Annotated in this window: 24 protein-coding genes and 1 pseudogene; 13 read left to right on the top strand and 12 right to left on the bottom strand. The window is 61.1% G+C overall.

Going from position 1 to position 24,360, the window contains the following annotated elements:
* Positions 1 to 3: 3 nt before the first annotated feature.
* Both AC1DWA_RS28045 and AC1DWA_RS28040 read right to left on the bottom strand, forming a co-directional pair.
* Positions 4 to 1,170 carry a MinD/ParA family ATP-binding protein gene (locus AC1DWA_RS28045; protein WP_069147083.1) on the bottom strand — a complete coding sequence of 389 codons (1,167 nt, stop codon included), beginning with the start codon at positions 1,168 to 1,170 and terminating at the stop codon, positions 4 to 6.
* Between the two features lie 385 nt (positions 1,171 to 1,555).
* A complete protein-coding gene (locus AC1DWA_RS28040; protein ID WP_020968637.1) occupies positions 1,556 to 1,900 on the bottom strand; it encodes a hypothetical protein in 345 nt (114 codons plus the stop codon).
* A 214-nt stretch (positions 1,901 to 2,114) separates the two neighbouring features.
* Between AC1DWA_RS28040 and AC1DWA_RS28035 the strand changes: the two genes are divergently transcribed.
* The 4 genes from AC1DWA_RS28035 to AC1DWA_RS28020 all read left to right on the top strand — a co-directional run bounded on the left by AC1DWA_RS28035 (position 2,115) and on the right by AC1DWA_RS28020 (position 6,106).
* On the top strand, positions 2,115 to 2,645 hold the full coding sequence (locus AC1DWA_RS28035; RefSeq protein WP_020906463.1) for a hypothetical protein: 531 nt from the start codon (positions 2,115 to 2,117) through the stop codon (positions 2,643 to 2,645).
* Positions 2,646 to 2,753: 108 nt separating this feature from the next.
* The gene (locus AC1DWA_RS28030; RefSeq protein ID WP_264613980.1) at positions 2,754 to 4,184 is read left to right on the top strand and encodes a PepSY-associated TM helix domain-containing protein; all 1,431 of its coding nucleotides are present in this window, start codon (positions 2,754 to 2,756) and stop codon (positions 4,182 to 4,184) included.
* A 25-nt stretch (positions 4,185 to 4,209) separates the two neighbouring features.
* Positions 4,210 to 4,710 carry a copper chaperone PCu(A)C gene (locus tag AC1DWA_RS28025; RefSeq protein ID WP_019747182.1) on the top strand — a complete coding sequence of 167 codons (501 nt, stop codon included), beginning with the start codon at positions 4,210 to 4,212 and terminating at the stop codon, positions 4,708 to 4,710.
* Positions 4,703 to 6,106 (top strand): Dyp-type peroxidase, encoded by a 1,404-nt coding sequence (locus AC1DWA_RS28020; protein ID WP_477917348.1) that lies wholly within the window; start codon positions 4,703 to 4,705, stop codon positions 6,104 to 6,106. Before AC1DWA_RS28025 ends, AC1DWA_RS28020 begins: the two co-directional genes overlap by 8 nt.
* Positions 6,107 to 7,078: 972 nt before the next feature.
* On the opposite strand, the gene AC1DWA_RS28015 is transcribed toward AC1DWA_RS28020, so the two are convergent.
* Positions 7,079 to 7,666, bottom strand: a complete 588-nt coding sequence (locus AC1DWA_RS28015) for a TetR/AcrR family transcriptional regulator (RefSeq protein ID WP_225320295.1) — start codon at positions 7,664 to 7,666, stop codon at positions 7,079 to 7,081.
* Between the two features lie 178 nt (positions 7,667 to 7,844).
* On the opposite strand from AC1DWA_RS28015, the gene AC1DWA_RS28010 reads away from it, so the two are divergent.
* The 3 genes from AC1DWA_RS28010 (at position 7,845) to AC1DWA_RS28000 (ending at position 11,050) form a co-directional block, all read left to right on the top strand.
* The gene (locus AC1DWA_RS28010) at positions 7,845 to 9,410 is read left to right on the top strand and encodes an LVIVD repeat-containing protein (RefSeq protein ID WP_020968633.1); all 1,566 of its coding nucleotides are present in this window, start codon (positions 7,845 to 7,847) and stop codon (positions 9,408 to 9,410) included.
* The gene (locus AC1DWA_RS28005; protein WP_060938319.1) at positions 9,407 to 10,063 is read left to right on the top strand and encodes a DUF305 domain-containing protein; all 657 of its coding nucleotides are present in this window, start codon (positions 9,407 to 9,409) and stop codon (positions 10,061 to 10,063) included. Before AC1DWA_RS28010 ends, AC1DWA_RS28005 begins: the two co-directional genes overlap by 4 nt.
* Positions 10,064 to 10,126: 63 nt before the next feature.
* Complete coding sequence (locus AC1DWA_RS28000) at positions 10,127 to 11,050, top strand: DUF2797 domain-containing protein (RefSeq protein ID WP_046378043.1); 924 nt, start codon at positions 10,127 to 10,129, stop codon at positions 11,048 to 11,050.
* A 7-nt stretch (positions 11,051 to 11,057) separates the two neighbouring features.
* Here AC1DWA_RS28000 and AC1DWA_RS27995 read toward each other — a convergent pair whose 3' ends face one another.
* On the bottom strand, positions 11,058 to 11,528 hold the full coding sequence (locus AC1DWA_RS27995) for a hypothetical protein (protein ID WP_019747175.1): 471 nt from the start codon (positions 11,526 to 11,528) through the stop codon (positions 11,058 to 11,060).
* Between the two features lie 251 nt (positions 11,529 to 11,779).
* Between AC1DWA_RS27995 and AC1DWA_RS27990 the strand changes: the two genes are divergently transcribed.
* From AC1DWA_RS27990 to AC1DWA_RS27980, 3 genes and pseudogenes are all read left to right on the top strand, one after another.
* A complete protein-coding gene (locus tag AC1DWA_RS27990; protein ID WP_021343090.1) occupies positions 11,780 to 12,601 on the top strand; it encodes a roadblock/LC7 domain-containing protein in 822 nt (273 codons plus the stop codon).
* Between the two features lie 22 nt (positions 12,602 to 12,623).
* Positions 12,624 to 13,079: a pyridoxamine 5'-phosphate oxidase family protein gene (locus AC1DWA_RS27985; protein WP_081098319.1), complete on the top strand. Its 456-nt coding sequence runs from the start codon at positions 12,624 to 12,626 to the stop codon at positions 13,077 to 13,079.
* Between the two features lie 78 nt (positions 13,080 to 13,157).
* A pseudogene (locus AC1DWA_RS27980) lies at positions 13,158 to 13,901 on the top strand (HNH endonuclease family protein); the annotation flags it as partial.
* Positions 13,902 to 13,973: 72 nt separating this feature from the next.
* On the opposite strand, the gene AC1DWA_RS27975 reads toward AC1DWA_RS27980, so the two are convergent.
* From AC1DWA_RS27975 to AC1DWA_RS27960, 4 genes are all read right to left on the bottom strand, one after another.
* Positions 13,974 to 14,144 carry a hypothetical protein gene (locus tag AC1DWA_RS27975; protein WP_020906453.1) on the bottom strand — a complete coding sequence of 57 codons (171 nt, stop codon included), beginning with the start codon at positions 14,142 to 14,144 and terminating at the stop codon, positions 13,974 to 13,976.
* A 354-nt stretch (positions 14,145 to 14,498) separates the two neighbouring features.
* Positions 14,499 to 14,867, bottom strand: a complete 369-nt coding sequence (locus AC1DWA_RS27970) for a hypothetical protein (protein ID WP_029537646.1) — start codon at positions 14,865 to 14,867, stop codon at positions 14,499 to 14,501.
* Positions 14,868 to 15,155: 288 nt separating this feature from the next.
* Positions 15,156 to 16,274: an Ig-like domain-containing protein gene (locus AC1DWA_RS27965; protein ID WP_477846282.1), complete on the bottom strand. Its 1,119-nt coding sequence runs from the start codon at positions 16,272 to 16,274 to the stop codon at positions 15,156 to 15,158.
* Between the two features lie 55 nt (positions 16,275 to 16,329).
* Positions 16,330 to 17,544 carry an Ig-like domain-containing protein gene (locus tag AC1DWA_RS27960; protein WP_477846283.1) on the bottom strand — a complete coding sequence of 405 codons (1,215 nt, stop codon included), beginning with the start codon at positions 17,542 to 17,544 and terminating at the stop codon, positions 16,330 to 16,332.
* Positions 17,545 to 17,841: 297 nt separating this feature from the next.
* Between AC1DWA_RS27960 and AC1DWA_RS27955 the strand changes: the two genes are divergently transcribed.
* From AC1DWA_RS27955 to AC1DWA_RS27945, 3 genes are read left to right on the top strand one after another with little or no spacing between them, the layout of a single operon-like run.
* Positions 17,842 to 19,341, top strand: a complete 1,500-nt coding sequence (locus AC1DWA_RS27955; protein WP_024487547.1) for a SulP family inorganic anion transporter — start codon at positions 17,842 to 17,844, stop codon at positions 19,339 to 19,341.
* A 35-nt stretch (positions 19,342 to 19,376) separates the two neighbouring features.
* Positions 19,377 to 19,802, top strand: coding sequence for a MerR family transcriptional regulator (locus tag AC1DWA_RS27950; protein ID WP_153213237.1), 426 nt, complete (start codon positions 19,377 to 19,379; stop codon positions 19,800 to 19,802).
* A gap of 26 nt (positions 19,803 to 19,828) precedes the next feature.
* The gene (locus AC1DWA_RS27945) at positions 19,829 to 20,449 is read left to right on the top strand and encodes an L-threonylcarbamoyladenylate synthase (protein ID WP_019747165.1); all 621 of its coding nucleotides are present in this window, start codon (positions 19,829 to 19,831) and stop codon (positions 20,447 to 20,449) included.
* Positions 20,450 to 20,485: 36 nt separating this feature from the next.
* Here AC1DWA_RS27945 and AC1DWA_RS27940 read toward each other — a convergent pair whose 3' ends face one another.
* The 4 genes from AC1DWA_RS27940 to AC1DWA_RS27925 all read right to left on the bottom strand — a co-directional run bounded on the left by AC1DWA_RS27940 (position 20,486) and on the right by AC1DWA_RS27925 (position 24,293).
* Positions 20,486 to 21,796, bottom strand: coding sequence for an alkyl/aryl-sulfatase (locus AC1DWA_RS27940; RefSeq protein WP_477846284.1), 1,311 nt, complete (start codon positions 21,794 to 21,796; stop codon positions 20,486 to 20,488).
* A complete protein-coding gene (locus AC1DWA_RS27935; RefSeq protein WP_477846285.1) occupies positions 21,793 to 22,398 on the bottom strand; it encodes an MBL fold metallo-hydrolase in 606 nt (201 codons plus the stop codon). The genes AC1DWA_RS27940 and AC1DWA_RS27935 overlap by 4 nt, the downstream gene beginning before the upstream one ends.
* A gap of 99 nt (positions 22,399 to 22,497) precedes the next feature.
* Positions 22,498 to 23,061 carry a TetR/AcrR family transcriptional regulator gene (locus AC1DWA_RS27930; RefSeq protein ID WP_019747163.1) on the bottom strand — a complete coding sequence of 188 codons (564 nt, stop codon included), beginning with the start codon at positions 23,059 to 23,061 and terminating at the stop codon, positions 22,498 to 22,500.
* The gene (locus tag AC1DWA_RS27925) at positions 23,058 to 24,293 is read right to left on the bottom strand and encodes a cytochrome P450 (protein ID WP_477846286.1); all 1,236 of its coding nucleotides are present in this window, start codon (positions 24,291 to 24,293) and stop codon (positions 23,058 to 23,060) included. The genes AC1DWA_RS27930 and AC1DWA_RS27925 overlap by 4 nt, the downstream gene beginning before the upstream one ends.
* Positions 24,294 to 24,360 lie beyond the last annotated feature (67 nt).

Below are 24,360 nucleotides of genomic sequence, written 5' to 3'. Positions count from 1 at the left end.
CGTTCAGCGAGAAGCGTGCTTGCCCACCGAGTCCGGGAAACCGTCGGCAATCGCTGCGACGAGTTCCAGATATGCCCGTGCAGTGCGCTTGTTCAACAATTTCAAGTCGATCGGACCTCCCTCGCCGAGGTGATCGTCATAGGGCAACGTCTTGACCGCTCGCACTCCACGCTGAGCGAAAACGTCCTCGAGTTGGTCGAGGTCGAGCGAAGACGAACCCGGGCGCGTCGCATTGATCGCCACGACTGACCTGCTCACCAGATCTGCGTATCCGTGCTTGGTCAGCCAACTGAGCGTTGCTGCGGCACTACGGGCGCCGTCCTGCGCCGTCGGGCTGACGACTACCAAAGCGTCTGCTTCGTCGAGAATTCCGTACATGGCCGAGTGCATGATTCCGGTGCCACAGTCGGTGATGACGATGTTGTAATGCACCTCGAGAATTCGCAGAGTATCGAGGTAGTCCTGCTCGTTGAAAGACTCCGAAGTTTCCGGATCTGCCTCACTCGCAAGGATTTCGAGTCGGCTGTCGCCTTGCGAGGTGTAGTAGCGAACATCGCTGTACGTACGAATGTCACCGTCGGCCAACAGATCACGAACGGTCAGGTGATGTTCACGTCGTTCACGATCAGCCAGAGTCCCCAGGTCGGGATTGGCGTCGATGGCTACGATTCGATCGCCACGGATCGACGCGAACGTCGAACCGACGGTCTTTGCCGCCGTGGTTTTTCCCACACCACCCTTGAGTGAGATGAAAGCAATCTTGTACACGCCGCGCACTGTTCGGTTGGCACGGCGCACCAGAGCTTGATGTTCGAGTTCGGCGGCCGACTGCCCGGTGTTGATCCGACCCCCGGTGAGTTTGAACAACACACTGCCCAAACCGCGTTCGGGTGGACGCTTCGCCCGCTTGATGATGTCCAGATCGTCGACAGAGGTCATAGCCCTGGGCGTCGAGGTCCGAAAATCGGACGGCTCTTCACGACGTTGCTGGCGCATCCGCTGACTGGGCAACGGTTTTGCCGCAGGTTCGTCGAATTGCGGCGTGAAGGTGACGGTTCGAATCGACGTTGCGTAACCGTCGTCGGACGCGTCGAAAAGGCCGTCGCCCTGAGTCGTTCCGGAGTTGTTCCCCAGGACTCCGTTATTCGAACCGTTGTTATCGCTGCGCACCGTTTTCCTAGGTCGAGTTCGGAATCATTTCGGACATAGCCTCTCGGACGCTATCACTCTGGCGGGCTTGCCGTTCTCTGCTCAATACCGTCACGGCACAACAGACCGTTACACCCKCACTTCGATGACTTTGGTCCCCACGCCTGTGCCGATCTCAGCAAATACGAACGTCGTAACGATATGCGGCACAGATATCTTCATCTGCCGCTGAAAACAGCCTTCCGCAATGTCAGGGCAAATCCCTTGGTAACAAACGAGAAAAGGGAGGGTGATCACCTGGGCGATCGCCCTCCCTTCATGGACAAGTGTTCAGCTGCTGCAGAATTCCGCGCTCTCGAACGAAGTGCCCCCAACCCTACGGATCACTCGTACCATTCGACCGCCATCACGGGCAGAGCACACTCTTCACGTATGCACCACTCGGTTTGACGGTGCCGTCCGACCTCACTGCGCCGAAATACGACTCTCGATCCGTCGTTGCCCCGTAAGGCGCGTAGTCGTTGAGACGGTAGAAGATGAGCGGCCCCAACCAAGACTTGGTTTGCTTGTCTGCCATCGCTGCCTGATAGATCTCGAGTTGACGTGCTTCGCTGACGCTGTCGGGAGTCCCACTTGTAGGCGCCCCGAACTCGGTAATCCAAATCTTTTTTGCAGAATCTCCGTTGGCAGTCATGATTCCGCGAAGGCTCGGCCGAACGATCCCGCCGCCCGCAAACGACTCGACACTCATCTGAGACCACGAGTTCCAGTCATGTTCATCTGTAGGCAGCGCCGGATACGAGTACGGATGATGACCGACAGCGTTGAACGATGACCGTGCACCATTCGTATACAGGGATTGCAAGAATGTGAGTGGCGCGACCTGACTGCCGTCGACGGCGTCAAACCGACTCGGCCGGGCTCGACTACTAGCCCTCGTAGTAGCTGCCTGTATCCTTTCGCGTATGACGCCGGGTCCGAAAGATGTCGCGCAGCTGCGCGGCGCTTTCGTGGGCGGTACCTCCGGCGCGGTTTCCGTCGCAGCCCACGCGCTCGGTGGCGGCGGCATGGCCCCGTCCGAGAGCGCGGTGGTGTTGTTGATCCTCGCGTGCGCGAGCGTCGGCGCGGTGGTCACGTCCATCGACACTCGCCGATCCCCTGCCCTCTTGCTCGCCCTTATGCTCGCTGCGGGTCAGGCCATCGGTCACGCGACATTGACCATCGCTTCGGATCATCAACACGGCCTGCTCCTGTCGCTTCCGATGCTCGCAGCGCACATCGCTGCCGTCGGAGTGTGCGCAGTTCTGATCCGCGGCGCAGAACACGGGTACGTCGTGGCGGCATCGACGGTGGCGGCAATCGTCGCCGTCCTATTGCGCCCGTGGGCACCTGAACCCTCGCCGTTCACTGCCCGTACTCGATACCGCGCCAAAGTTGTTCTGCGTCAACTTCTCACCTCAGGCCTGGGCACTCGCGGCCCACCGGCATTCGTGTAACTCACCTTCCCTTTCCTCTCACGCACGTGAATACGTGCGCCACTTTGCTGTGCGCCTTTATTAACCGCCCGCGGTTAATAAAGGCGCACGGCGGGATCGAGTACACGCATGTCCGCACCCGAATTGGAGCGCGCACAGACACGCGCTTCCAACGACAGCTCTCCCCCGAAGAAGCAGGTCGGCGGCGCCAGACCGCTGATTCTGCGCCTGCACTTCTATGCCGGAATCCTCATCGGGCCGTTCATCCTCATCGCCGCGCTGAGCGGTGGTCTCTACGCGATGGCGCCCACCATCGAGAAGTTCGTCTACAGCGACTACCTCCAGACCGACACCACCGGACAGATCGCATCACTGAACGACCAGATCCGTTCCGCTCAGCAGTACCGCCCTGACCTGACCGTCTCGGCAGTACGTCCGTCCCCTGCGGCCGGAGAGACCACGCGGGTCCTGTTCACCGATCCGTCGTTGGGCGAATCGGAGAGGCTCGCAGTCTTCGTCGATCCGGTGCTTGCACAGCCGGTCGGCGAGCTGGCGGTCTACGGAAGCAGTGGTTCGTTGCCACTGCGCACCTGGATCTCTCAGCTGCATCGCCACCTTCATCTCGGTGAACCTGGCCGCCTCTACAGCGAATTGGCCGCGTCGTGGATGTGGGTGGTCGCACTCGGTGGCGTCTACCTCTGGTTCCGTCGTTACCGCACCGCCCGGAACGCTCGATTGCTCACGATCGACCGAGCATCCGCCGGACGAAGCCGGACCCTGAACTGGCACGGTGTCGTCGGCATCTGGATAGCAGTTGCATTGGTCTTCCTCTCGGCGACCGGCCTCACGTGGTCGACCTACGCCGGAGAGAACGTCAGCAATCTGAGAACCGCATTGAGTTGGACGACGCCCTCGGTCGTGAAAACTCTCGGCGACGCTCCACCACCGGCAACGGGCGGGCACGAGGGTCACGACATGGCCCCCGCCGCCGCCGGCACGCTGACAGACACCAACGTCGGACGTGTCGACACCGTCCTCGGTATCGCCAGGTACAACGGGATCACCGGTCCGGTCGAAGTATCGATACCCGCGAACGCCGAGACGGCGTTCACCGTCGCCCAGACGCGTCAGCCGTGGGTGTACAGCAACAACACCATCGCAATCGACGGAGCGACGCAGAAGGTCACCGACGAGTTGTGGTTCTCGGATTGGCCACTCGCAGCCAAACTTTCGGCTTGGGGAATCCAGCTCCACATGGGCCTGCTGTTCGGCCTTGCCAACCAGATCGCACTCACCGCACTGGCACTCGCGTTGGTCAGCGTGGTCATTCGTGGCTACATCATGTGGTGGCGCCGACGCCCCACCCGTGGCTCCGACTGGGCTGTCGGCCGGGCCCCTGCCCGCGGCGGGATTCGCAACCTCTCCCCGCTCAGCATTGTTGCGCTGGTTGCGGTAACCGCACTGGTGGGCTGGTTTGTTCCGCTACTCGGCATCAGTCTTCTCGCATTCCTGCTGATCGACGTTTGCATTGCGGCGTTCAAACGCCGCGTCACCACCTGACACCTCACGAATCACRGAGACACACATGACTGTTCGAACAAAGATATTCGCAGCTGTTGCACTGACCGCAGCTCTCGCCTTGACCGGCTGTTCTTCGAACTCCGACAAGGAAACCGAAGCCGCACAATCCATCACAGTTCAGGATCAATGGGTCAAGGCAGCACCCGAGGGAATGAGTGCGGCGTTCGCCGAACTGGTCAACTCCAGCGACAAGGACGTACGCGTGGTCTCGGCAACCAGTCCCGCGTCATCGCGACTGGAACTGCACGAGGTCGTGACCGGGGACGGCGGCACGATGACGATGCGCCCCAAGGACGGTGGGTTCCTGGTCCCTGCCAACGGGTCCGCCAGCCTCACCCCGGGCGGTGACCACCTGATGTTCATGGACCTGTCCGCGCCGCTGCTCCCAGGCGCAGAAACCGACCTCACATTGATCTACGACGACGGTTCCAGCACCACGTTCACAGCCCAGATTCGCGACTTCTCCGGTAATCAGGAGAACTACGACCCGAATCACGGTGGCTGAGAACACGAACCCGCCCAGCCGAGCACTCAGCCGGCGGCGCCTTCTCGGAGGAGGTGCCGCCGCGCTCGGCGTCGCGGGAATAACTTGGGGCGCAACCACAGTGGTGGAGCGCAGCGAACACGAACAGCAAGCAGGCAAGCTGGTGGAACCGTTCTACGGCGTCCACCAAGCTGGGATCGCCACCACTCCGCAAGCGCACGGCACGTTCATCGGGTTCGACCTCTTGCCTGGAGCCGATCGAGCAATCGTGGTCGGGATCATGAAGATGTGGTCCGAGGATGCGTCACGGCTGACCGCCGGTAACCCGGCGTTGGCCGATACCGAACGGGAACTGGCCGTGGATCCGGCCCGCTTGACGGTGACCGTCGGCTACGGCCCTGGCCTGTTCACCAAGCTGGGATTGCAAGCACGTCAACCGGACTGGTTCGAGCCGTTGCCGAGCTACGAGATCGACCGACTTGACGATCGATGGGGCGGATCGGACCTGTTGCTGCAGATCTGCGGCGACGATCCGGTGACCATTGCTCATGCTGTGCGAGTTCTGACCAAGAACGTCCGATCACTGACGACAATCCGGTGGACACAAAAGGGATTCCGTAACGCGCGCGGCACCACGCCCGAGGGAACCACGATGCGCAATCTCATGGGCCAAGTGGACGGGACGGTCAATCCGGCTCCGGGAACAGTGGATTTCGATTCACTGATCTGGCACGACGGCGCCGGTCAACCGTGGCTCGCGGGCGGAACCTCGTTGGTACTACGACGCATTCGCATGGAAATGGATACCTGGGACGAACTCGATCGCTCGGGGCGCGAACTCACGATGGGGCGCACGTTGTCCAATGGCGCTCCGCTCAACGGAACCAACGAATTCGACGAAGCGGATTTCACACTCACGGACAAGTTCGGCATTCCGGTGATCCCGCCAGGATCACACATCGCGCGAGCCCACCAGACGCATGAGAAGGAGCAGTTCTTCCGTCGGGCATACAACTACGACGACGCACCCGAGAGCGGGCAGACCTCGAACTCGGGATTGATCTTCGCAGCATTCCAACGGGACATCGCCGAGCAATATCTACCGGTCCAACAGCGATTGAGTGACTTCGACGCACTCAACGAGTGGACGACGCCCCCCCCCCCCCCCCCCCCCCCCCCACAATGCCTTCTACCTGAAGTTGTTGCGTTACTTGGACTTACGAGGTCCCGGCAAAACCGCCCCCGGACGAGCGGTAGTCAACCTCGTGACCCAACCGCTGACGGGCCACTTCTTCAGGCCGACGTTGTGCGGGGTGACCTCGGTTCCGACGTACTTGGCAGCGAGCTCGTCGTCGACGGTTCCGTTGAACCGCCACAGTTGGCTTCCGTCGGCATTGCGGGTGGACACCTCCCATGACTGAGCGCGGAATGCACCACGAATGATGCTGTCGGCAAACACCAGAACGGGGATTCCGATCTCGGCACGAACAGCTGCACCGGCAGACCACTCGGCGCGCGCGAGTTCGTAGATCTCTTCCGGCGTTGCTCCCGGACGAGCGGAGGCCGGCACGTGGAGGACGATGCTCGGCGTCGGGAGTTCCGGCGCGGGATCGGCCGAGTAGCGCAACGCGAGTTCCTCGACGCGGGTCGCACGGGCGTCCTTGTCCGATGTATCGCCCGCGAGGTTGGTCAGGCCCTCGCCCGCGTCGGTGATTCGCAAGGCTTCCACGATGCCGCGGACGACCTCGTCGGTAGTGGCGGCCGAATCCGTGGCGGCAGCGACCGAGCGGAGAAGAACGAAGTGCTCCACCGCCGAACCCGCATCGTAGATTTCACGGATGCGGGCGATCTTGGCTGCTGTCACAGCAGCATTCGACTCGGCTGGGCCGTCCGCTCCTTCGAGATTCGCAAGTTCACCGAGCGCTTCGAATACCGGCGCGAACACTTGATTTCCCGTGCCGTGCCCGACATGGAACACCTGATCGTTGCGCGGGTCACGCAGGGCAAAGACGTACTGCCCCAGTCTCTTCCCAACCTTTTCGGTGAACGGCTGCGGAGCCGGCTTCCTGACGACCACCTCGGTGGACAGAGTGCGCATCACGGCCAGACGGAGTGCGTCGGGCACGCTGGTAGAACCGGCAGCACCGGAAAAGATTGCCGCCGAAGCAGCGCTGATCGAGGTGAACGTGCGGCCGACTTGCTTCTCGAGAGATGCAGAGACCGTACCGACCGCAGTCAGTTTTGCATCGAGGGTGCCGTCACCCTCGACAAGGAACTCCTTGATCAACGGAGCAACGAGCAGGGTGGAGCTGATAGCGCGAGGAACTGTCCAGACAATAGCCATGCCACGAGCCTAGGCGATCACCTCGAGACGCGAGGCGAACGCGACTCAGCCCGCCGCTGCCGGCCCGGCCAGTCCCTGCACAAGAAGGTTCCAGGCCGAGTGCGCGACTTCTTTCCGCGAGCTCTCGGCAGTCCGTTCCATGATCGCGGCGAACATGGCGATCGCCAGGATCACGTCCTCAGCAGTCACGGACTCTCGTATCTTCCCAGTTCGACGCGCCTCGTCGAGGCGCCCTTCGAGGAGATCGGTCAAACGGGCGCCGGCCGAATTCAGTCGCGAGTCGCCGAAGGAGACCGGCTTGATGACCTCCACGAACACGATGGAGGTAGTGATCTGGTCGACCAACAAACGAAAAAGATCGTCGAGAGTCGAATCCGGATCAGCCGCCAGATCTTGCAGCTCGACGATGTTCTCGTCGAACACCGCGAGTGCGAGGCTTTCGCGAGTGGGAAAGTGCCGGTAGAGGCTGCCCTGGCCGACGCCGGCCGTGCGGGCGATCAGGCTGAGCGGAGCAGCAAATCCCTGGGTGGCGAACACCTCGCGAGCTGCTGAGATGAGCGCCGCACGATTGCGCGCCGCATCTCTCGGCCCTCTGTTGAGAGATCCGCTATTGACGCGGCCAGACGATGTCACGCACACTACGATACCAACCGGACAGCATTGTCCGGTTGGTTGCGGCCCGACACCGGTTCACACCCCGACCCGATCGTCGTGAGCGCTCGAACGCGCGCCTGCCCTCCGTGCTGCCTGTCCTTGAGGTACGTCTGCCCGTGAGATACGAAAGGCAATCCCGCACCGGGAGTTGGACTCGATGAAATCGTTCACGACCATCAGAACCAGATCTGCCATCGCGCTCGTCACCTTGATCACCGTCCTTCCCGTGTGCGTCGCTTCTGCTGAGCCCGCCACTGCCCCGGGCTCGATCCACGAGAACCCGGGTGTCGCTTCCAACGCTGCAAGCCGCGCCGAATGCGGCCCGGGCTCGATGCCCGAGACCGGGTTGCAGGGTGATGTTCCGGCCGAGGACCGAAACAGCGGACGCAGTCGAGACGGKTACAGCTGCAACATGTCTCAGATCGGCGGTTACTCGGGTCGCGGCGGCGGGATCACGTCCACCAACTTCGAACACTGCTCGTACATCGGCAGCTTCTTCCCCGGGAACCTCCTGGGCCCCGCGCAGGGCGTGCAAGTTCTCGACGTGTCGGATCCTGCCAATCCTGCTCTCACCGCTACGCTGACCGAACCTGCGATGCTGGCCGGAACGTGGGAGAGTCTCAAGGTCAACACCGCGCGAAAGCTGCTGGTGGGCACGGGCGTTCCGCTCTTGACCGGCGTCGGCCTGATGTCGGTCTACGACATCTCCGATTGCGCGCACCCGAAACTGCTCAACCCCGGACCAGGAACCGATCTGGGGATGCTGCTGCCCATCACCAATCACGAGGGTGGATTTTCACCGGACGGGAACACCTACTGGTCTTCCGGCACCGCTCCCGGCGTGGTGAGCGCCGTCGATCTCACCGATCCCGCCAACCCGCGTGTCGTCTGGCAGGACCTCATCGGGTTGTCGACCCACGGCTTCGGAATCACTCCAGACGGAAATCGCATGTACTTGTCGAACAATCTCGGCGGAATACATGTTCTCGACATCAGTGAGGTTCAGCGCCGCGTCCCGAATCCTCGGGTGCGCCAACTGTCCCAGCTCTCGTGGACCGACGGTTGGGCCACCCAACACAGCATTCCGGTCACCTACGACGGTTCGCCGTACCTGTTCACCGTCGACGAAGGTGGTTCCGGCGGAGTCAAATTGATCGACGTCTCCAATGACGACGAACCGGCGGTCGTCAATTCGGTGAAGCTCGAGATCAATCTGCCGGAGAATCAAGATGCTGCGCTGGCGTCTGCTGCCGGCGGATCGCTGTTCGCGTACGAATCTCACTACTGTTCGGCCGATCGCCCGGTCGACCCGACGGCGCTGGCATGCGGATGGATCTCGAGCGGGATTCGGGTCTTCGATGTTCGAGATCCCTTCGACGTCCACGAAATTGCGTACTTCAACCCACCCGCTCGGACCGGCGACAATCTCGAACTCGCCAACTCGCCGCACGCTCTCGCCTCGCTCATCGGGGTACCCATTCTCAGCACGCCGGCAATCGCGCAGTCGATCGCGCAAGGCCAGTTCGACCCCGGCCAAGCGCTGAGTTCGCGATCGGGCATGGTCGCTCTCGGCGATATCTCGACCGATTGGTGCTTCTCCCCACCCGAATGGCGCGGTACCACGTTGTGGGCGACGTGCGCCGACAACGGCTTTGTTGCCATGCAACTCGAAAACGGTGTCTACACACCACCCGCTGACCAGAAGACGACCGTGGGATCATGACGGCGCCGCGATCGGTCAAGGCCGTCGCACTCGTGGCTGCGGCACTGATGCTGCTCGTACTCGGCGCAGCATTACGTCCGCTGTTCGCACCCGAGAACCACACGCAGACAGCTGTTCTGAGCGAAACCGAAATCGGATTCGTGCATGACATGGCGGCCCACCATCAACAGGCCCTCTTCATTCTCGCGCGTCTGAGTCCCGATGTGGACCCGGCGGTTACGAGACTGGCCCAGCAGATCGACGATGTTCAGAGAACGGAAATCGGTGTCATGCTCGGTTGGCTGAGGTTGGCCGGTGTCCCGCCGAACAGTAGAACGCCGATGGCGTGGATGGAGGCGTCACCGAGCGGCGCTGGCGACTCTCATCATCACCCGGCAACGCCGGAAACAGAGGCCGACGCCATGCCGGGTATGGCTACGACGGAAGAACTCGAGAAACTGAGCGCCGCTCGCGGGCTCGACGCCGAGGTTATGTTCCTTCAACTGATGGAACGCCACCACCGTGGCGGGATCGCCATGGCACAGGTGGCCGATGCTCTGCTCGAGCGCGGGCCGGTGAAACAGTCGGCCCGCGACATGATCAATTCCCAGAGTCAGGAATCCGGGCTGATGACACTGATGCTCGGACAACGTGGGGCGCAACCACTGCACTGAACCGCATCCGCACTGACTACCATGGGTGTCGACCTGTGAACTACAGAAGGAATCGACACTTCAATGACCCTGCTCGTTCGCGGAATCGAATGGTCGAACCCGACAGCACCGCGGATCCGATGCGTCGACGACACCACTTCCGCTACGACCTTCTTCACTCACGACTCGGTTCTGCGATTCTCCGTCGACGAGGCGAAGGGCCGCCGTTGCCTCGGGTGGCGTGATCTCACCGCCGAAGGTCCGGGACACTCGCCGTGTGACCGCGGGGCCACGGTCGTTACCGGGCGCCAGTGCGATCGATGCCGAAATCGTGAGGGATTCACCACCGTTCATCAGGCACATGTCAGCGGCGCGCACATTCATCCGAACGTGCGCACCTATCTCACGCAACCACAATGGCTCTACGTCGACATCTTCGCCGGCGGTCAGATGAAGGTGGGGACGGCGGCCGAGTTCCGCAAGCATCCGCGAGTCGCCGAACAGGGAGCGGTCTGCGCATTGTTCGTAGCGCGGTCGACGGACGGTTACAGCATTCGTTCCCTCGAAGCCCGAGTTTCGGAGCACTTCCATTTGAGCCAGGCCATACGTACGTCTCGGAAGATCGAAGCGCTGACAGGACCCTTGGATCGCGAGAAACTGCGAAAGTCGTTGCACCACTTCGTATCGTCGATCAAAGACGAGCTGAATGACATCGGATCGGACATCGACGGAATCGAGATCCTGGAGGCTCCCGAAGAATGGACGGCGCCGGCGTGCGCCGACGTTGTCTTCGATGCGGCACCGTTGATCGCGTATCCGCACACTTTCGAGTCCGGGGAACATTCCTTGTACTTGGAGGGCCTTGCCGGTTCGATCGCCTCGCTGCGGATCGACCCCGATCCTGAATCGCCACGCTTCGTCGCGGATGTGTCCGGACTGGTCGGTCGAACCATCACCGTCGGCGAGTTCGAGTCCCCTGGCGTGGCGATTCAGGAATCGTTGTTCTGAAAGTAGGTCAGCAACTTCCCGCGGTCGCTGCGGCGAATCCGCGAGTGACCTCAGCCTGCTCGTCGGCAGACAAGCTCGACCATTCGGGATAAGCCTGGATGGAGGTCAGCATGTCGTTTGCCAATGATTCACGCGTCATGCCCATTTCCTCGCCCGACTCGTCAATTGCCGGCTGGTATGCGTCGAGGTACCGGAGAACATCGGAGCACGCCTGCGCGTAGGTCCGTGGCAGTGCCGAACTCACATTCGGGTCCGACGGGACCTCAGCCGGGACGCTCGCGTCGACCGACGGTGCCTCGGTAGTCGATTCCGACGATGTCGCCGGAGCCTCGGATGACGTCGTCGGTGACGCAGTGGTGGTCGCCGAAACGGAGGAAGTGAGTGTTCCGACCTCGGTCGGCTTGTCTCCGTCAGAACCGCAGGCAACCAGCGCCACCAGCGAGCAGGCACCGATGAACCCGGTGATCGTTTTCTTCATCCTTCAAGGATGCCAGAGGGCGTCTGGCGCTCGAACGGACCGGCATCGTCGACCGGCGAGAATCGTCCGGGCAGCCTGTCGAATCCGACTGCCTCGTCGGCCCGCCTACAGGATTGGACCATATGCCCCGTCTGCGAACCCATGCTACGGTGACTTAACTGCAAAGTAACTATGGGTGGGATTGTCCGGTCTGCCGCGTTCATCCGGAACGCTCTGATCGGAAATAGTTCGTCTTTAAGGGGCTGGAACGAGTGGGACTTTTTCGTCGACGAGGCTCCCGGGAGGAAGACGACGATCGCGGGCAAAACCTCGATCGCAGCGACCCCGGGTATGCCGCCTGGTTCGCGAACGTCTCCGACGCGGGCGGTCAGCCGGTTCCGTACAAGCGGCCGCTTACCGCGCCGGTGTATCCGCAACTTCAGACGCCGGTGCCGGACTTCGAGACGGATACGAGATGGCCGCTCAGCGCACCTCCCGGGGACGGCTGGCTGCCCGCAGACCGCATCGACGAATTCGAGTCGTCGAATGGCCGCTCATCTGCACCGAACGGAACGAGCCCACAAATCTCACAAGCTGAACAGTTGCCGCCCAGCCCACTCCCGACACCGCAACCAACGATTCCACCTCGAAATGTACCGATGACTTCATCACCGAAGCATCACCTGGAGTCGCCCCGCGCGACTCTGCCCTACCAAGGAGAAGCAATGAGCAACATCGACAAGATCCTCGGCGAATTGATGCGCATCGACGGTGCCAGCGGTGCAGCCGTAGTCGACGCCGACAGCGGGATGGTTCTCGGTATGAGCGGCAACCCGTCATTCAGCCTCGAGTACGCCGGCGCCGGCAACTCCGAGGTTGTGCGAGCAAAGCTCCGCACGATGAGTAACTTGGGGATTACCGACACCCTCGAAGACATTCTGATCACCCTGAGTAACCAGTACCACCTCATTCGCGTCCTCGAGACGCCCGGACTGTCAACGCTGTTCGTGTACCTGGTTTTGGACCGCGCACGTGCGAACCTGGCACTGGCCCGCCACAAGCTGGGCGAACAGACACCCAAGATCGAAATCTGACGCTTCCACTCCCTTCCCGACAATGCCCGGTCCTCGCCAACGGCGAGGACCGGGCATTGTTCGTTCCGCACCGTCGATTGGTGAACGTCGCGCCGGCACCGATACTGAGACAGTGACTATCGCGGATACTCCTTGCGTGTGGTTGACCACCCTTCGAAGCGACGGCTCGCCGCACACGACTCCGGTCTGGTTCTTACTGCGTCAGAACACATTCTGGATACCGAGCGCCGAGCAGAATCGGAAGGTTCGGAACCTGCTGGACGATCCTCGGGTCTCGTTGGCAGTCGACGGATCCTCTCACGACCCGTGGGTCGCACAGGGGTTCGGGACAATTCATCACAACGTCGGCGAGTTCGGCGATCTCCTGAAACTTTTCGGCGAGAAGTACGACGGCTGGGATGCCGCAGACGAAACTCGTGAAGGTCCGCGAGTTCTCGTGTCGGTTCCGGTGACGCGATGGCTACTTCGACCGGACTGACAGACAGTGCCGGTTCAGCCCGAAATGTCGTGAATGACATACTTGTAGTTCATCTCTCGCAGAAATGGACTCTCACACATGGCACGCACGGCACATCACAGGCGCGGCATCACCGGCGTCACCATCGGCATTGCTGCCGTGATCGTGCTGGGAGGTTGCGCCAGTTCCAACGCCGACGCACCCGAAACATCTTCTCTCGGTTCGGGAATCGGATCCGGCGTCACGACGACGGTTACGGCCGGAACTTCGGCTCCCTCGTCCGCCGCAATTGAACTGCTGGCACAGATCCCCATCAAGGGACGCGCACCCAAGACCGGATACGACCGTGCACTGTTCGGTACCGCCTGGACCGACGACGTCACCGTCGAGTTCGGCCACAACGGCTGCGATACCCGAAACGACATCCTGCGGCGTGACCTCACCGACCTGACATTCAAAGACGGCTCCAAAAGCTGCTCGGTCCAAACCGGTACGCTCCGTGACCCGTACACGAACAAGACCATCGCCTTCACCCGCGGCCAGGACACGTCTTCTGCAGTCCAGATCGACCATGTTGTCGCACTCTCGGACGCCTGGCAGAAGGGCGCGCAGCAGCTCGACACGCAAACGCGAACCAATCTGGCCAACGACCCTCGAAACCTACGCGCTGTCGACGGGCCCACCAACCAGAAGAAGTCGGATTCCGACGCGGCGTCGTGGCTGCCACCCAACAAGGCATACCGCTGCCAGTACGTGACTGCTCAAGTGGAAGTAAAAGCGGCATACGGTTTGTGGGTTACCCAAGCCGAACACGACACCATCGCAGACATTCTCGCGACCTGCTGAACTCTTGCGGTGATCAGCCACATTTGATCAGAGGGCTCTGATCAGCGACATTTGATCAGAGGACTCTGATCAGCGACCTTTGATCAGATACCGCACAATCGCCATTCCGAGCGCGAGGCCCAACACGGTGGCCAGCGCTGCAACCAGACCGTGGCCGGTCAGTGCGACGAACACACCGGTTATGACTGCGACGACGGCAATGATCCCCGCGTCCACTCTGCTTTGACCACGTTCAGGCATGGCACTCTCTCGTGCTGTCAGGTCCGTCCGCTCCCCTCGTAGCGGACGGACCCAGCGGCAATCTGTCGAAATGCGCGAACTCTGGTGGCCTCACCGGGCTGACTTTGCGGGCGGTCCTGCGAGGCCGGCACGTCCCCCGGAGCCAACTCACATCGGTTCACGAAGTCCGTACCTTCGCAGAATATACCGATTGGTAGGTAATTACTGAGGGCTAAAGTCCCTGGTCATGGACTCCTGCGACGAGTGGTCGAAAACTCGAGACGAACGAGCGCATCCGCGAGCCGAGCGTTAAATCGAGATGGCAGAGGGCCGTGGTCACGTCCAGAGGTCCATCTCGACATAGAGCGGAGACGTCTAGGACCCGAAAAGCGATCCCAGATCCAACGATCCGACTGACGACACTCTCTTCCAATCAGCGCAATACGCGGTGGTGAAGCGAGAATCCGTCAAGAGAATGGTGACTGTCGCCGGTTCGAGGGTGCTTTCGAACTCGAGGACATTCAATTCACCGTCGCCGTCGACTTTTGCCCGACCGTATATGCACGGCATATCAGCTGATACGGGTCCAGACGTCGTGTAGGTTCCCGGCAACACCTCCCACGGCACGTCGAACAGCCCATGACCGGGAATCGTTCCCGGCGCTGCTGAGGCCGCAGACGTCCCGATCATTGCCACACCGACAGCTACTGCTGCAGCGGACGCGAGCAAACTAACCTTGCGCATTTTCCCTACCTTGTTCATACCTGAACCGCAGCGGCGAGTTCGAAGGCTTGTTGACGTAAGAACCCGCGGTTCGCGCAGTTCTTCAACTAACGGTAGTAAAAGGGCACGAGTTTTGGTGAGCTACCTTTTGTGGTTCTGGCCCGATTTCCGTGACGGAGACTCCCATTGAGAAAAATAGGGAACACCGGCGTTGCGGCTCTCGGCATGATTCGAACCTGTCATTCCAGTATTCGATCACACAACCGTATTCGAACCGAAACGTCGACGCTCCCCTGCCGTTTGGGTGACTCAGCCTCCGAGTGAGCCCGTCGGCAGCTTCGAGAAGAGGTCGCCGAGGCTTCCGGTTCCACCAGGAGTTTCCGGTTCCGTCGGATCCACCGGCTCGACGACGATGACGCCGGGCGCGGTGACGGTCACGGTCTTGTCCGCAGATTCCGAAGAACTGAACTTCTTGGTACCCAAGAACTTTGCGGTGATGCGATGCTCGCCCTGGTCGCGGAACGGCCAGACCAGTTCTGCATGGCCATTGGAATCGACTGTGGCGCTACCGATCTTCGTCTCGCCGTCGAAGAACTCGACCGTGCCCCCACCCGGGTTCGGGTCGATACTCGCCGCAATCTTGACGTCTTCGCCCGTCAGTGCCTCCAGCGCGACAGCGACCGTTGTCTCGGTCTGGTTGGTCGTGAATACCTCGGTAGTCGAGAGGGCGCTGCGTCCCTCGCCCGAAGCAACACAATACCCAGCGGCATTGACCCACCGGGACTCACCGAAACTCATGCTCGTGTCTTTGATCTTGATACTCGGGCTCGTCGCCCCGGCGCGCAGGTGCGTCGTCGCGTTTCCCTCGTCGGACCGAGCTTCGAGTTTCAATTCAACTGCCGGCAAACGAAAGTCCGTGTTGGCCTTGACTTGCAGCCCTTCCTTTGGCTTGTTGTCGCTGGCGCTCGGACCGTCGTTGACTGTCTTGTTGCCGGTACCGGTAATTCGCAGGTACTCACCCGCCGGGTTCGCGTTTCCGTCTGCGCCCACCCGGAGCAGCACCGCAGTCTCGCCGGTCAAGTTCGACGACGAATCACCGACGAGGGAGTACGAAACCAGGGTTGCCCCTTGCGGTAGTGCGATGTCGTACTTGATACGACCGGTGTCCGAATCCGAACTACGCATGGTGCCCGGATGCAGTTTCACTGTGAACTGTTCGCCCGGACGCACGGACGTGGGCGCCGTGATCTCCAGGTTGTCGGAGAACGACGAATCCCAATCGGTGGCGCCGTCGACCCGGCACTTGTGTTCGAAGGAAACTGTTCGCGTCACGGTATCGGAAGCCGCTGCTACCGGAGCGGACACAGCGAGGAGTCCGGCCGCAACAGCTGGTACGACTGCGCAAACAGCCAGAGAACGGGAGTTCATATGTTGCCTTTCAAAAAGACTCGGTCATCGAGTGTTCGGTGAAGTAGGACCGTGATCACTTGCCACCGAGCGAACCTGTGGGCAGCTGCGGCAGAACGGACTCGAGGCTGCCGAGACCACCCGGAGTGCCCGGATCGGTCGGGTCGGGATCGACCGGGCCTGTTGAATCACCGGTCACCGTGAGCATGTGTGCCGCCGACGTGTACTTCGCCTCGTCGCCGGTAGCTGTGAAGACTGCGGTCACGGACTTGGTACCCGCCTTACCGAAGGTCAGATCCAGGCGGGCAATACCGCGAACCACCGGCCGCGGGTCACCGACGGGCTTGCCGTCGACCATGAACTGTACTGTTCCCGTTGCGTTTTCCGGATCGACGTGAGAAGCAAAAGACACCTTGGTACCGGTAGCGGCCGTCGTCGGTCCTTCGAGCGTCGTCACGATGTCTGCTCCAGGCTCGGGATCAACAGGTCCGAGGTCTCCGTCGATTTTCGTGGATGCCAATGCGCCGGCACCGGCGTTGAGGGGACCCGTCTCACCGTCGCGAGGAGAACAGGATGTGGGCGCCCAGATGGTTCCCGCGAGCCAGTGACTTACCTGAGGGAGGAAGGTCAAAAACGACTCCGGCCCGCCGAAAGTACCTGCAGCACCCGAAGTCCGGACATTGGTTTCGACTGCGCCGGACGGCCCGGCCTTTACGGTGATTCTGATCTTCGGAAAGACGATGTTGGTCTCGGCTCCGGACTGAGCGTTGATCGCAAGCCCGCCGTGCGCACCCGACGACGATGACGGACTGTTGCCGATCGCTTCGTTTGCGCCGGACAACCGGAGTATCGGACCGTCCGCTGCGGGAGTGCCGTCTTCGTTGACACGAATCACCGAAGCAGGTTTCCCGGCAACAACATTGCCCGGATCGGTGACCGTCGCCGAGACGAACTCCGCGTTGGTCGGAATCGGCAGATCGATCTTCAGACGCGAAATCTTCTTGACACTTGCGCCGCTCACATCGTTCGGGATCTGGACGCTACCCGGATCCACCTCGATGTCGAAGACTTGACCTGGCGCCACGACCGAAGGAGCCGAAACTCGCACCGTAGCAGGCTTTCCGTCTGACGAAGGACCGGAGAACGCACTCGGAACTGCGCGGCACGTGACCTGAAACATTGTCGACGTGGTTTCTGCAACGGGCGCCGCGGTCGCCGGAATCACGGCCACAGCGGTTCCACCGGCAAGGAGACCGGTAAGGAGCGCAGCATTCAGTAGGCGTTTTGACATGATGTCCTCTCGGAACAACCTGATTGACGTTTGCCGCCGAACTGTAACGGAGCCAACGCCCGAGTTGACCCGTTTTCAATAAACAAAAACCACACAGTAGGTAAATAATTGGTAAGGGTTACTGGTCGTCACATCTGACCGCCACCGCGAGCCTTGCCCCTCTCGATCAATCTCGCGATTTGAGATTCACTGCAGGGAAACACAATTCGACAGAAATCCGCGCCGTAGTGAGAACTCCGTTCATACTCTACCCTTACGGGAGGGTAGAGTATGAGAACCTCGTCAGGACGGAATCTCATGGCAGTAACCATCGCTTCATCCACCAACGACAATTCGGTTCGGGCCGCGCTCCGGTCACCCCGCCGTCTCAAAACGGAAGTTTTGGCCGGACTGGTCGTGGCGTTGGCACTGATTCCCGAGGCGATCTCGTTCTCGATCATCGCCGGCGTCGATCCGCGGGTAGGACTGTTCGCGTCGTTCACGATGGCAGTGACCATCGCCGTCGTCGGCGGACGACCCGCAATGATCTCCGCAGCTACCGGCGCCGTCGCACTGGTCGTCGCTCCACTGACGCGCGAGTACGGAATCGACTACCTGATTGCGACAGTCCTTCTGGCCGGCCTGCTCCAGATCGTGTTGAGCCTCCTCGGCGTCGCCAAGCTGATGCGCTTCATCCCGCGCAGCGTCATGGTGGGATTCGTCAATGCACTGGCCATCTTGATCTTCATTGCCCAACTCCCCCACCTGATCGATGTTCCGTGGCTCGTCTACCCACTTCTGGCCGTCGCCCTCCTGATACTCGTATTCCTGCCGAAACTGACCAGCGCGGTCCCGGCTCCACTGGTGGCGATCGTGTTACTGACCAGCGCCACAGTCATTTTCGCGTTCAACGTCCCCAATGTCGGCGACGAGGGCGAGCTTCCGTCGAGCCTGCCGACGCTACTGTTCCCCGACGTCCCTCTGGACATGCACACACTGTCGATCATTGCTCCGTATGCATTGGCCATGGCGCTCGTCGGCCTCCTCGAATCGTTGATGACGGCCAAGCTCGTCGACGACGTCACGGATACTCACTCGAACAAGACCCGAGAAGGGTGGGGCCAAGGCGTCGCGAACATCGTCACCGGCTTCTTCGGAGGCATGGGAGGGTGCGCGATGATCGGCCAGACCATGATCAACGTCAAGGTCTCCGGCGCTCGCACTCGAATCTCGACCTTCCTGGCCGGCGTGTTCTTGCTGATACTCGTGGTCGGCCTCGGCGATGTCGTGGCGTTGATTCCCATGGCCGCATTGGTAGCCGTCATGATCATGGTCTCGGTCGGCACTTTCGACTGGCACAGCATCAATCCGAAGACCCTGCGCCGCATGCCGATCGGCGAGACAGTGGTCATGCTGGTCACCGTGGCGGTCACCGTCGCGACCCACAATCTTGCCTACGGCGTGATCGTCGGAGTGATCACCGCGATGGTCATCTTCGCCCGCCGCGTCGCGCATCTCACCGAAGTGATCGACGTCGCTCATCCGGACGAGGACACCCGTGTCTATGCGGTTCGAGGCGAGCTGTTCTTCGCATCCAGCAACGATCTGATCTACCAGTTCGACTATGTCGACGACCCGAAGAACATTGTCATCGATCTGTCCGAGTCGCATGTCTGGGATGCGTCGACCGTGGCGACACTGGACGCGATCACCACCAAGTACGCGGCCAGAGGCAAGAATGTCGAGATCGTGGGGCTCGACGACGCATCGGCCGAGCGCCATCTGCGCCTGTCCGGACGCCTGGGTGACGGTCACTGAGAGTATGGAAGCCCAGCGCGACGAAAGTAGGAGTGATGTCTGAGCCGGAACATGCGGTCCAGGGACAGAACATGCAGATCGGGCAGGTTGCCGACCGCACCGAACTGTCGATCAAGACGATCCGTCATTACGACGAGGTCGGTCTGGTCACTCCATCGGAGCGGACCGCCGGAGGATTCCGCTTGTACACCGAGGCGGACGTCCAACGTCTACTGGTAATCCGACGAATGAAGCCGCTCGGATTCAGTCTCGAAGAAATGAAACAACTCCTCAATTCCCTGGCAGTGCTCGGCGACGAAGCTTCGGACGCGTCAACGCGAACCGCTGCAACCGAATTCGTCACCGCCTGCCATACCCGGGCGGAAGAAAGCTGCACACACTTACGTAAGCAACTCGCCTACGCCGAAGAGCTGACGGGATTGCTCGCCGACCACAGTCTGAACGGTGAACGGCATTCGTGATCTGCAAGCTGAACTAAGCTGGGTTGATGGCCCGATATTTCGACGTTCACCCGGAAAACCCGCAGCCGCGCGCGATCAGCCAGATCGTCGAAATGCTGCGCAACGACGCGGTCATCGCCTACCCCACCGACTCCTGCTACGCCCTGGGTGCCCGAATGGACAATCACTCGGGCACCGATCGGATCCGCGAGATCCGTCACCTGCGGTCGGATCACCACTTCACGCTGGTCTGTGCCGACTTCGCGCAGCTCGGGCACTTCGTCCACGTCACCAACTCGGCGTTCCGGGCGGTCAAAGCGGCTACGCCTGGGCAGTACACGTTCATCCTTCCCGCCACGAAGGAAGTTCCGCGTCGACTGGCACACGCCAAGAAGAAGACCGTCGGAGTGCGTATCCCCAGCCACCCGGTAGTGCGGGCGCTCTTGCAAGAGTTGGGTGAACCGATCCTCTCCAGCACCCTTCTCCTGCCCGGCGCCGAGGAGCCGATGACGGACGGCTGGCAGATCAAGGAAGAACTCGACCACCAACTCGACGCCGTCATCGACTCGGGTGACTGCGGCACCGAGCCCACCACGGTGGTCGACTATTCGTCCGGTGCCCCCGAGATCGTGCGCGTCGGCGCGGGAGATCCTTCCCGTTTCGAATGATCCCCCTGCCCGTGCCACATCACGGATGGCAACGTGTCACGGCGTCACGATGTCGAACCACAGATCGAAGTCCTCCAGCAGCGAGATGAACGTCTCCAGTTCAGACTGATCTCCCACAGCTTTTGCCGTTCCGGCCTTGATGGATTCGGTGAGCGAGGTCGTTCCCAGATACACCTCGTTGAACACGGCACGGGTCAAGGTCAGAGTCAGGGCGGCCGAAGCATCTGCCTTGTCCGTGTCGTAATTCAGCACGCCGTTGCGCACTGTGACCAGGACGTTGTCAGCAGTGTCCGACAACACGAATCGCAACGACAGGTCGACGTCGGCAGCTTTGGGACCGTCGAGGCGAACTGCCCAGAAGTCCAGCATCTGCTCGAGCGGCATCACGGCGACAACGGCCGGGCCGGTGGGGTTGTTGGACGGCATCGGTGCCAGCGGATGCCGCAATTCCATCGCTCCGACCAGGTAGAAGTTGCGCCACGTACCGTTCTCGGCTTGGTAGCCGAGTTGTTCGTACGTGTCCGCCAACAACTCTCGCGCTTTCTGGTTACTCGGATCGGCGAACACCAGATGGTTCACCAGCTCCGCTGCCCAGCGATAGTCGCCGTCGTCGAACGCCTGCTTGCCCTTGGTCAAAAGCGCGTCGGGTCCGCCGACGGCTTCGACGTAGCGCTTGGCGTTCTCCAGCGGCGGATGAGGATTGAGGTGAGCGGGAACGCCGTCGAACCAACCGAGATAGAAGGTGTAGATCGCTTTGACGTTGTGACTGAGCGAGCCGTAGTACCCGCGGTTGTACCACTGCTTTCCGATGGCGTCGGGTACCTCGATCTGGTCGGCAATCTCTACCGGTGTCAGTCCCTTGTTGGCAAGACGCAACGTCTGATCGTGCAGATACTTGTACAGGTCTGCCTGATCCGACATCAGCTTCAAGATCTTGTCGTTGCCCCACGTGGGCCAATGATGCTGCGCGAAAATGATTTCGACGTCGGGAAAAAGTTCCATCGCCAGACGAACGTAGTGCGACCAGGCCTTGGCGTCGCGAGTTTTGGCGCCGCGCAACGTGTACAGGTTGTGCATCGTGTGCGTGACGTCCTCCGCTGACCCGAGCGCCTTGAAATCGGGCAGATAGAACAGCATTTCGGACGGCGCTTCGGTGCCCGGCGCGAGCATGAACGTCACGCGCACACCGTCGATGACTTCTTCGTGTACCGGTTCGGTGATGACGTCGGTCGGCACCGCGAACGTCGACGTGCCGTGCGACGTGGACAGTCCGAGACCACCGGAAACCTGCCCCTGCGGGCCTGGACGCAGGAATGATCCGTACATGTACATTCCGCGACGCGTCATCGCCGTTCCGCGAGCACGTTCTCGGAGATCGCTTCCTCCGTGAAACTGTCTGGTGCATAGACTTTTACGGCACCGGACTCGATCTCTTCGTCGGTGACAAATCCTTTGACTCCGCCGAAATGGTCGCCGTGGGAGTGTGTGAAGATAATTGCCTTGACCGGGACCTTGGGGCGGTGCTGGTAGTACAACTCCAGCGCAAGAGCGGCTGTTTCCGCGGACATCAGGGTGTCACCGATGATCAACCCGGTATCGCCCTCGATGATAGTCGTGTTCGACAAGTCCTGGCCGATCACCTGGTAGAGGCGATCGGCAAGCTTGAAGAGCCCGCCGCCTTTTCCCATCAAAGTGGCTTGGCGCCAGAGACTCGGGTTGACGGTGTCCGGCGCTTCGCCGTCGGCGAACCCGTAGGCGTCGTAGGAGAAGATGAACTGTCCTTTGTCACCCTTGACCAACCCGCCGTCGATGAGCGGCGCTACCAGACCTCGAGAAATCAGTTCGAAGTCGAATGTGTCATCGAACGGAAGATCACGGAGAACCTGGGCATTCGCAAGGCGAGTCGCTTCGGTAGCGGGCTTGGGGTCGAGTTCGGATGGTGTAGTCATCTTCTCTTACGCTCCTCGGGAACTCGCGGTGTCCTGTGTCTGGATACCGGTTCATCCTCGATCGCCACGTAGTCCTCGCGCATCACCCGGAAGGGATGATCACGTGGTTCGTCCAGCGTTCAACAGCGCAGCAACGAACTCACGCACCAACGTCCGCTCGTCGTTCTCGTCCGCACCCGGCACCATGAGCAGCGAGAGGATCACTCGCACGATCCAGCGGGCTCGTGACGCTGTGCCTGCTCCGATTTCACCGAGCATCGCGACGCCCAGTCCGTTGATGACGTCGGATGAATTGGCAAGTTCACCTGCAAGACTCGCATCACCCGGAGTGAACCATGCAGCCAACGTCGGAGTGCTGCGCACCGCGGAGACTGCGGTGAGCATTGCCGTTTCGAGACGCTCGCTCGGATCATCGATGGTCGCTACCGATTCCGCGATCGCAGTTCCCAGCCTGCGCGCTTCGCGGTGAACGAATGCAATGTGAAGGGCCTGCCGATTCTCGAAGTACCGATACAGGGTGGCCCGGGAACATCCTGCAGCAGAGGCTATCTCCGCCATACCGACGGCGTTGACACCTTTCTCGACGAACAGTTGCGCCGCACTGTCGAGGATCTTCTCGGCTGCCGCCAAGGCGCGCCCCTCACCGAGCCAGTCGTTGCTCACCGCCGGGTCACCGACATGGGCGCTGTGAGAGGACGGCGCACGTAGTTGCCCGGCGCGTACTGCATCGCGTCGACGTCGATATGGAAATCTGGAATCCGGGAGAGCAACTCTTCCAACGCAACTCGAGCCTGCATCCGAGCTGCCGACGCCCCCAGACAGTGGTGGGCGCCATGACTGAAGGTGAGAATCTTCTGCGGTCGACGCAAGACGTCCAACTCCGCCGCGTCGGGTCCGTACTTTTCGGGATCACGATTGGCCGCACCGTACATCAGCAGAACCTTACGTCCTGCTGGAATCACTTTGCCACCCAAGGCCACATCCCGAGTCGTGGTGCGTGCCAGTCCTTGGACCGGCGAGGTGAGTCGAAGCAACTCGTCGACCGCGTCGGTGATCAATGCGGGATCGTCCAGCAGGATCTGACGCTGGTCGAGGCGTTCGGTCAGCATCGCCACCGAACCACCCAGCATTCCTGTCGTGGTGTCGTTTCCACCGGCCACCATGGTGAAGGCGAAGCCCAGAATCGACAGCAGGCCGGACATGTCGCCGTCTTCACCGAGTCCAGCGGCGAGTAGGTGCGAAATCGTGTCGTCACCCGGTTCGACCTTGCGGCGTTCGATCAGCGAAGCGAAGTACATCATCAACTCACCGGTGGCGGCCTGCGCCGTCGTCGCTGCCGCGGCCACGCCACCTGCCGAATTGGCAGCGACAATGGCCTCGGTCCAGCCGTCGAACTGGTCACGGTCCGATTCCGGCACACCCAGATAGTGTGCGACAACCATCGACGGCAACGGCTTGAAGAGCTCGACGACGATATCGCCACTGCCACGCGCTTTCAACGCTTCGATACGTTCGACGACGAATTCGCGGACCATCGGCTCGACCGCCGAGACCTGACGCGGAGTGAATCCCTTCGACACCATGCGCCGGAACTCCGACTGCACGGGCGGATCCTGCATCACGAACGGCGGATTGTCCTGCATCCCGATCTGCTCGAGCTCACCATAGACGGTGGTCAATCCCTTTGCCGACGAGTACGTCTCGTAATCACGAGCGGCGTTGTAGACGTCTTCGTGACGGGTGAGCACCCAGTAGTCGTCCTGCGGCGAGGCTTCCGGCACCACGTTGTGCACCGGGTCGTTCTCTCGCAATGCGTCGTACATGGCCCAGGGCGAACGCCAGGACTCCCCGGTGGAAGGAACAAACCGTGGCGAATGTGACACAGATGTTGTCATGACTCGACTATGAGACAAATTGATAGATGTGTCAACCTATCTCCATGTTCAATATCGAGTAACTCGC

This window comes from Rhodococcus sp. P4_F3_2 (assembly GCF_056401335.1).
This window is presented reverse-complemented; position numbering and strand designations above follow the sequence as displayed.

Coding starts and splice junctions, on each gene's coding strand:
- AC1DWA_RS28040 (WP_020968637.1), bottom strand. CDS start 1,900: ATGAGTGTCGAGTCGTTTGCGGGCGGCGGGATCGTTCGGCCGAGCCTT.
- AC1DWA_RS28035 (WP_020906463.1), top strand. CDS start 2,115: ATGACGCCGGGTCCGAAAGATGTCGCGCAGCTGCGCGGCGCTTTCGTG.
- AC1DWA_RS28030 (WP_264613980.1), top strand. CDS start 2,754: ATGTCCGCACCCGAATTGGAGCGCGCACAGACACGCGCTTCCAACGAC.
- AC1DWA_RS28025 (WP_019747182.1), top strand. CDS start 4,210: ATGACTGTTCGAACAAAGATATTCGCAGCTGTTGCACTGACCGCAGCT.
- AC1DWA_RS28005 (WP_060938319.1), top strand. CDS start 9,407: ATGACGGCGCCGCGATCGGTCAAGGCCGTCGCACTCGTGGCTGCGGCA.
- AC1DWA_RS28000 (WP_046378043.1), top strand. CDS start 10,127: ATGACCCTGCTCGTTCGCGGAATCGAATGGTCGAACCCGACAGCACCG.
- AC1DWA_RS27995 (WP_019747175.1), bottom strand. CDS start 11,528: ATGAAGAAAACGATCACCGGGTTCATCGGTGCCTGCTCGCTGGTGGCG.
- AC1DWA_RS27985 (WP_081098319.1), top strand. CDS start 12,624: ATGCCCGGTCCTCGCCAACGGCGAGGACCGGGCATTGTTCGTTCCGCA.
- AC1DWA_RS27975 (WP_020906453.1), bottom strand. CDS start 14,144: ATGCCTGAACGTGGTCAAAGCAGAGTGGACGCGGGGATCATTGCCGTC.
- AC1DWA_RS27970 (WP_029537646.1), bottom strand. CDS start 14,867: ATGCGCAAGGTTAGTTTGCTCGCGTCCGCTGCAGCAGTAGCTGTCGGT.
- AC1DWA_RS27965 (WP_477846282.1), bottom strand. CDS start 16,274: ATGAACTCCCGTTCTCTGGCTGTTTGCGCAGTCGTACCAGCTGTTGCG.
- AC1DWA_RS27960 (WP_477846283.1), bottom strand. CDS start 17,544: ATGTCAAAACGCCTACTGAATGCTGCGCTCCTTACCGGTCTCCTTGCC.
- AC1DWA_RS27955 (WP_024487547.1), top strand. CDS start 17,842: ATGGCAGTAACCATCGCTTCATCCACCAACGACAATTCGGTTCGGGCC.
- AC1DWA_RS27950 (WP_153213237.1), top strand. CDS start 19,377: ATGTCTGAGCCGGAACATGCGGTCCAGGGACAGAACATGCAGATCGGG.
- AC1DWA_RS27945 (WP_019747165.1), top strand. CDS start 19,829: ATGGCCCGATATTTCGACGTTCACCCGGAAAACCCGCAGCCGCGCGCG.
- AC1DWA_RS27940 (WP_477846284.1), bottom strand. CDS start 21,796: ATGACGCGTCGCGGAATGTACATGTACGGATCATTCCTGCGTCCAGGC.
- AC1DWA_RS27935 (WP_477846285.1), bottom strand. CDS start 22,398: ATGACTACACCATCCGAACTCGACCCCAAGCCCGCTACCGAAGCGACT.
- AC1DWA_RS27925 (WP_477846286.1), bottom strand. CDS start 24,293: ATGACAACATCTGTGTCACATTCGCCACGGTTTGTTCCTTCCACCGGG.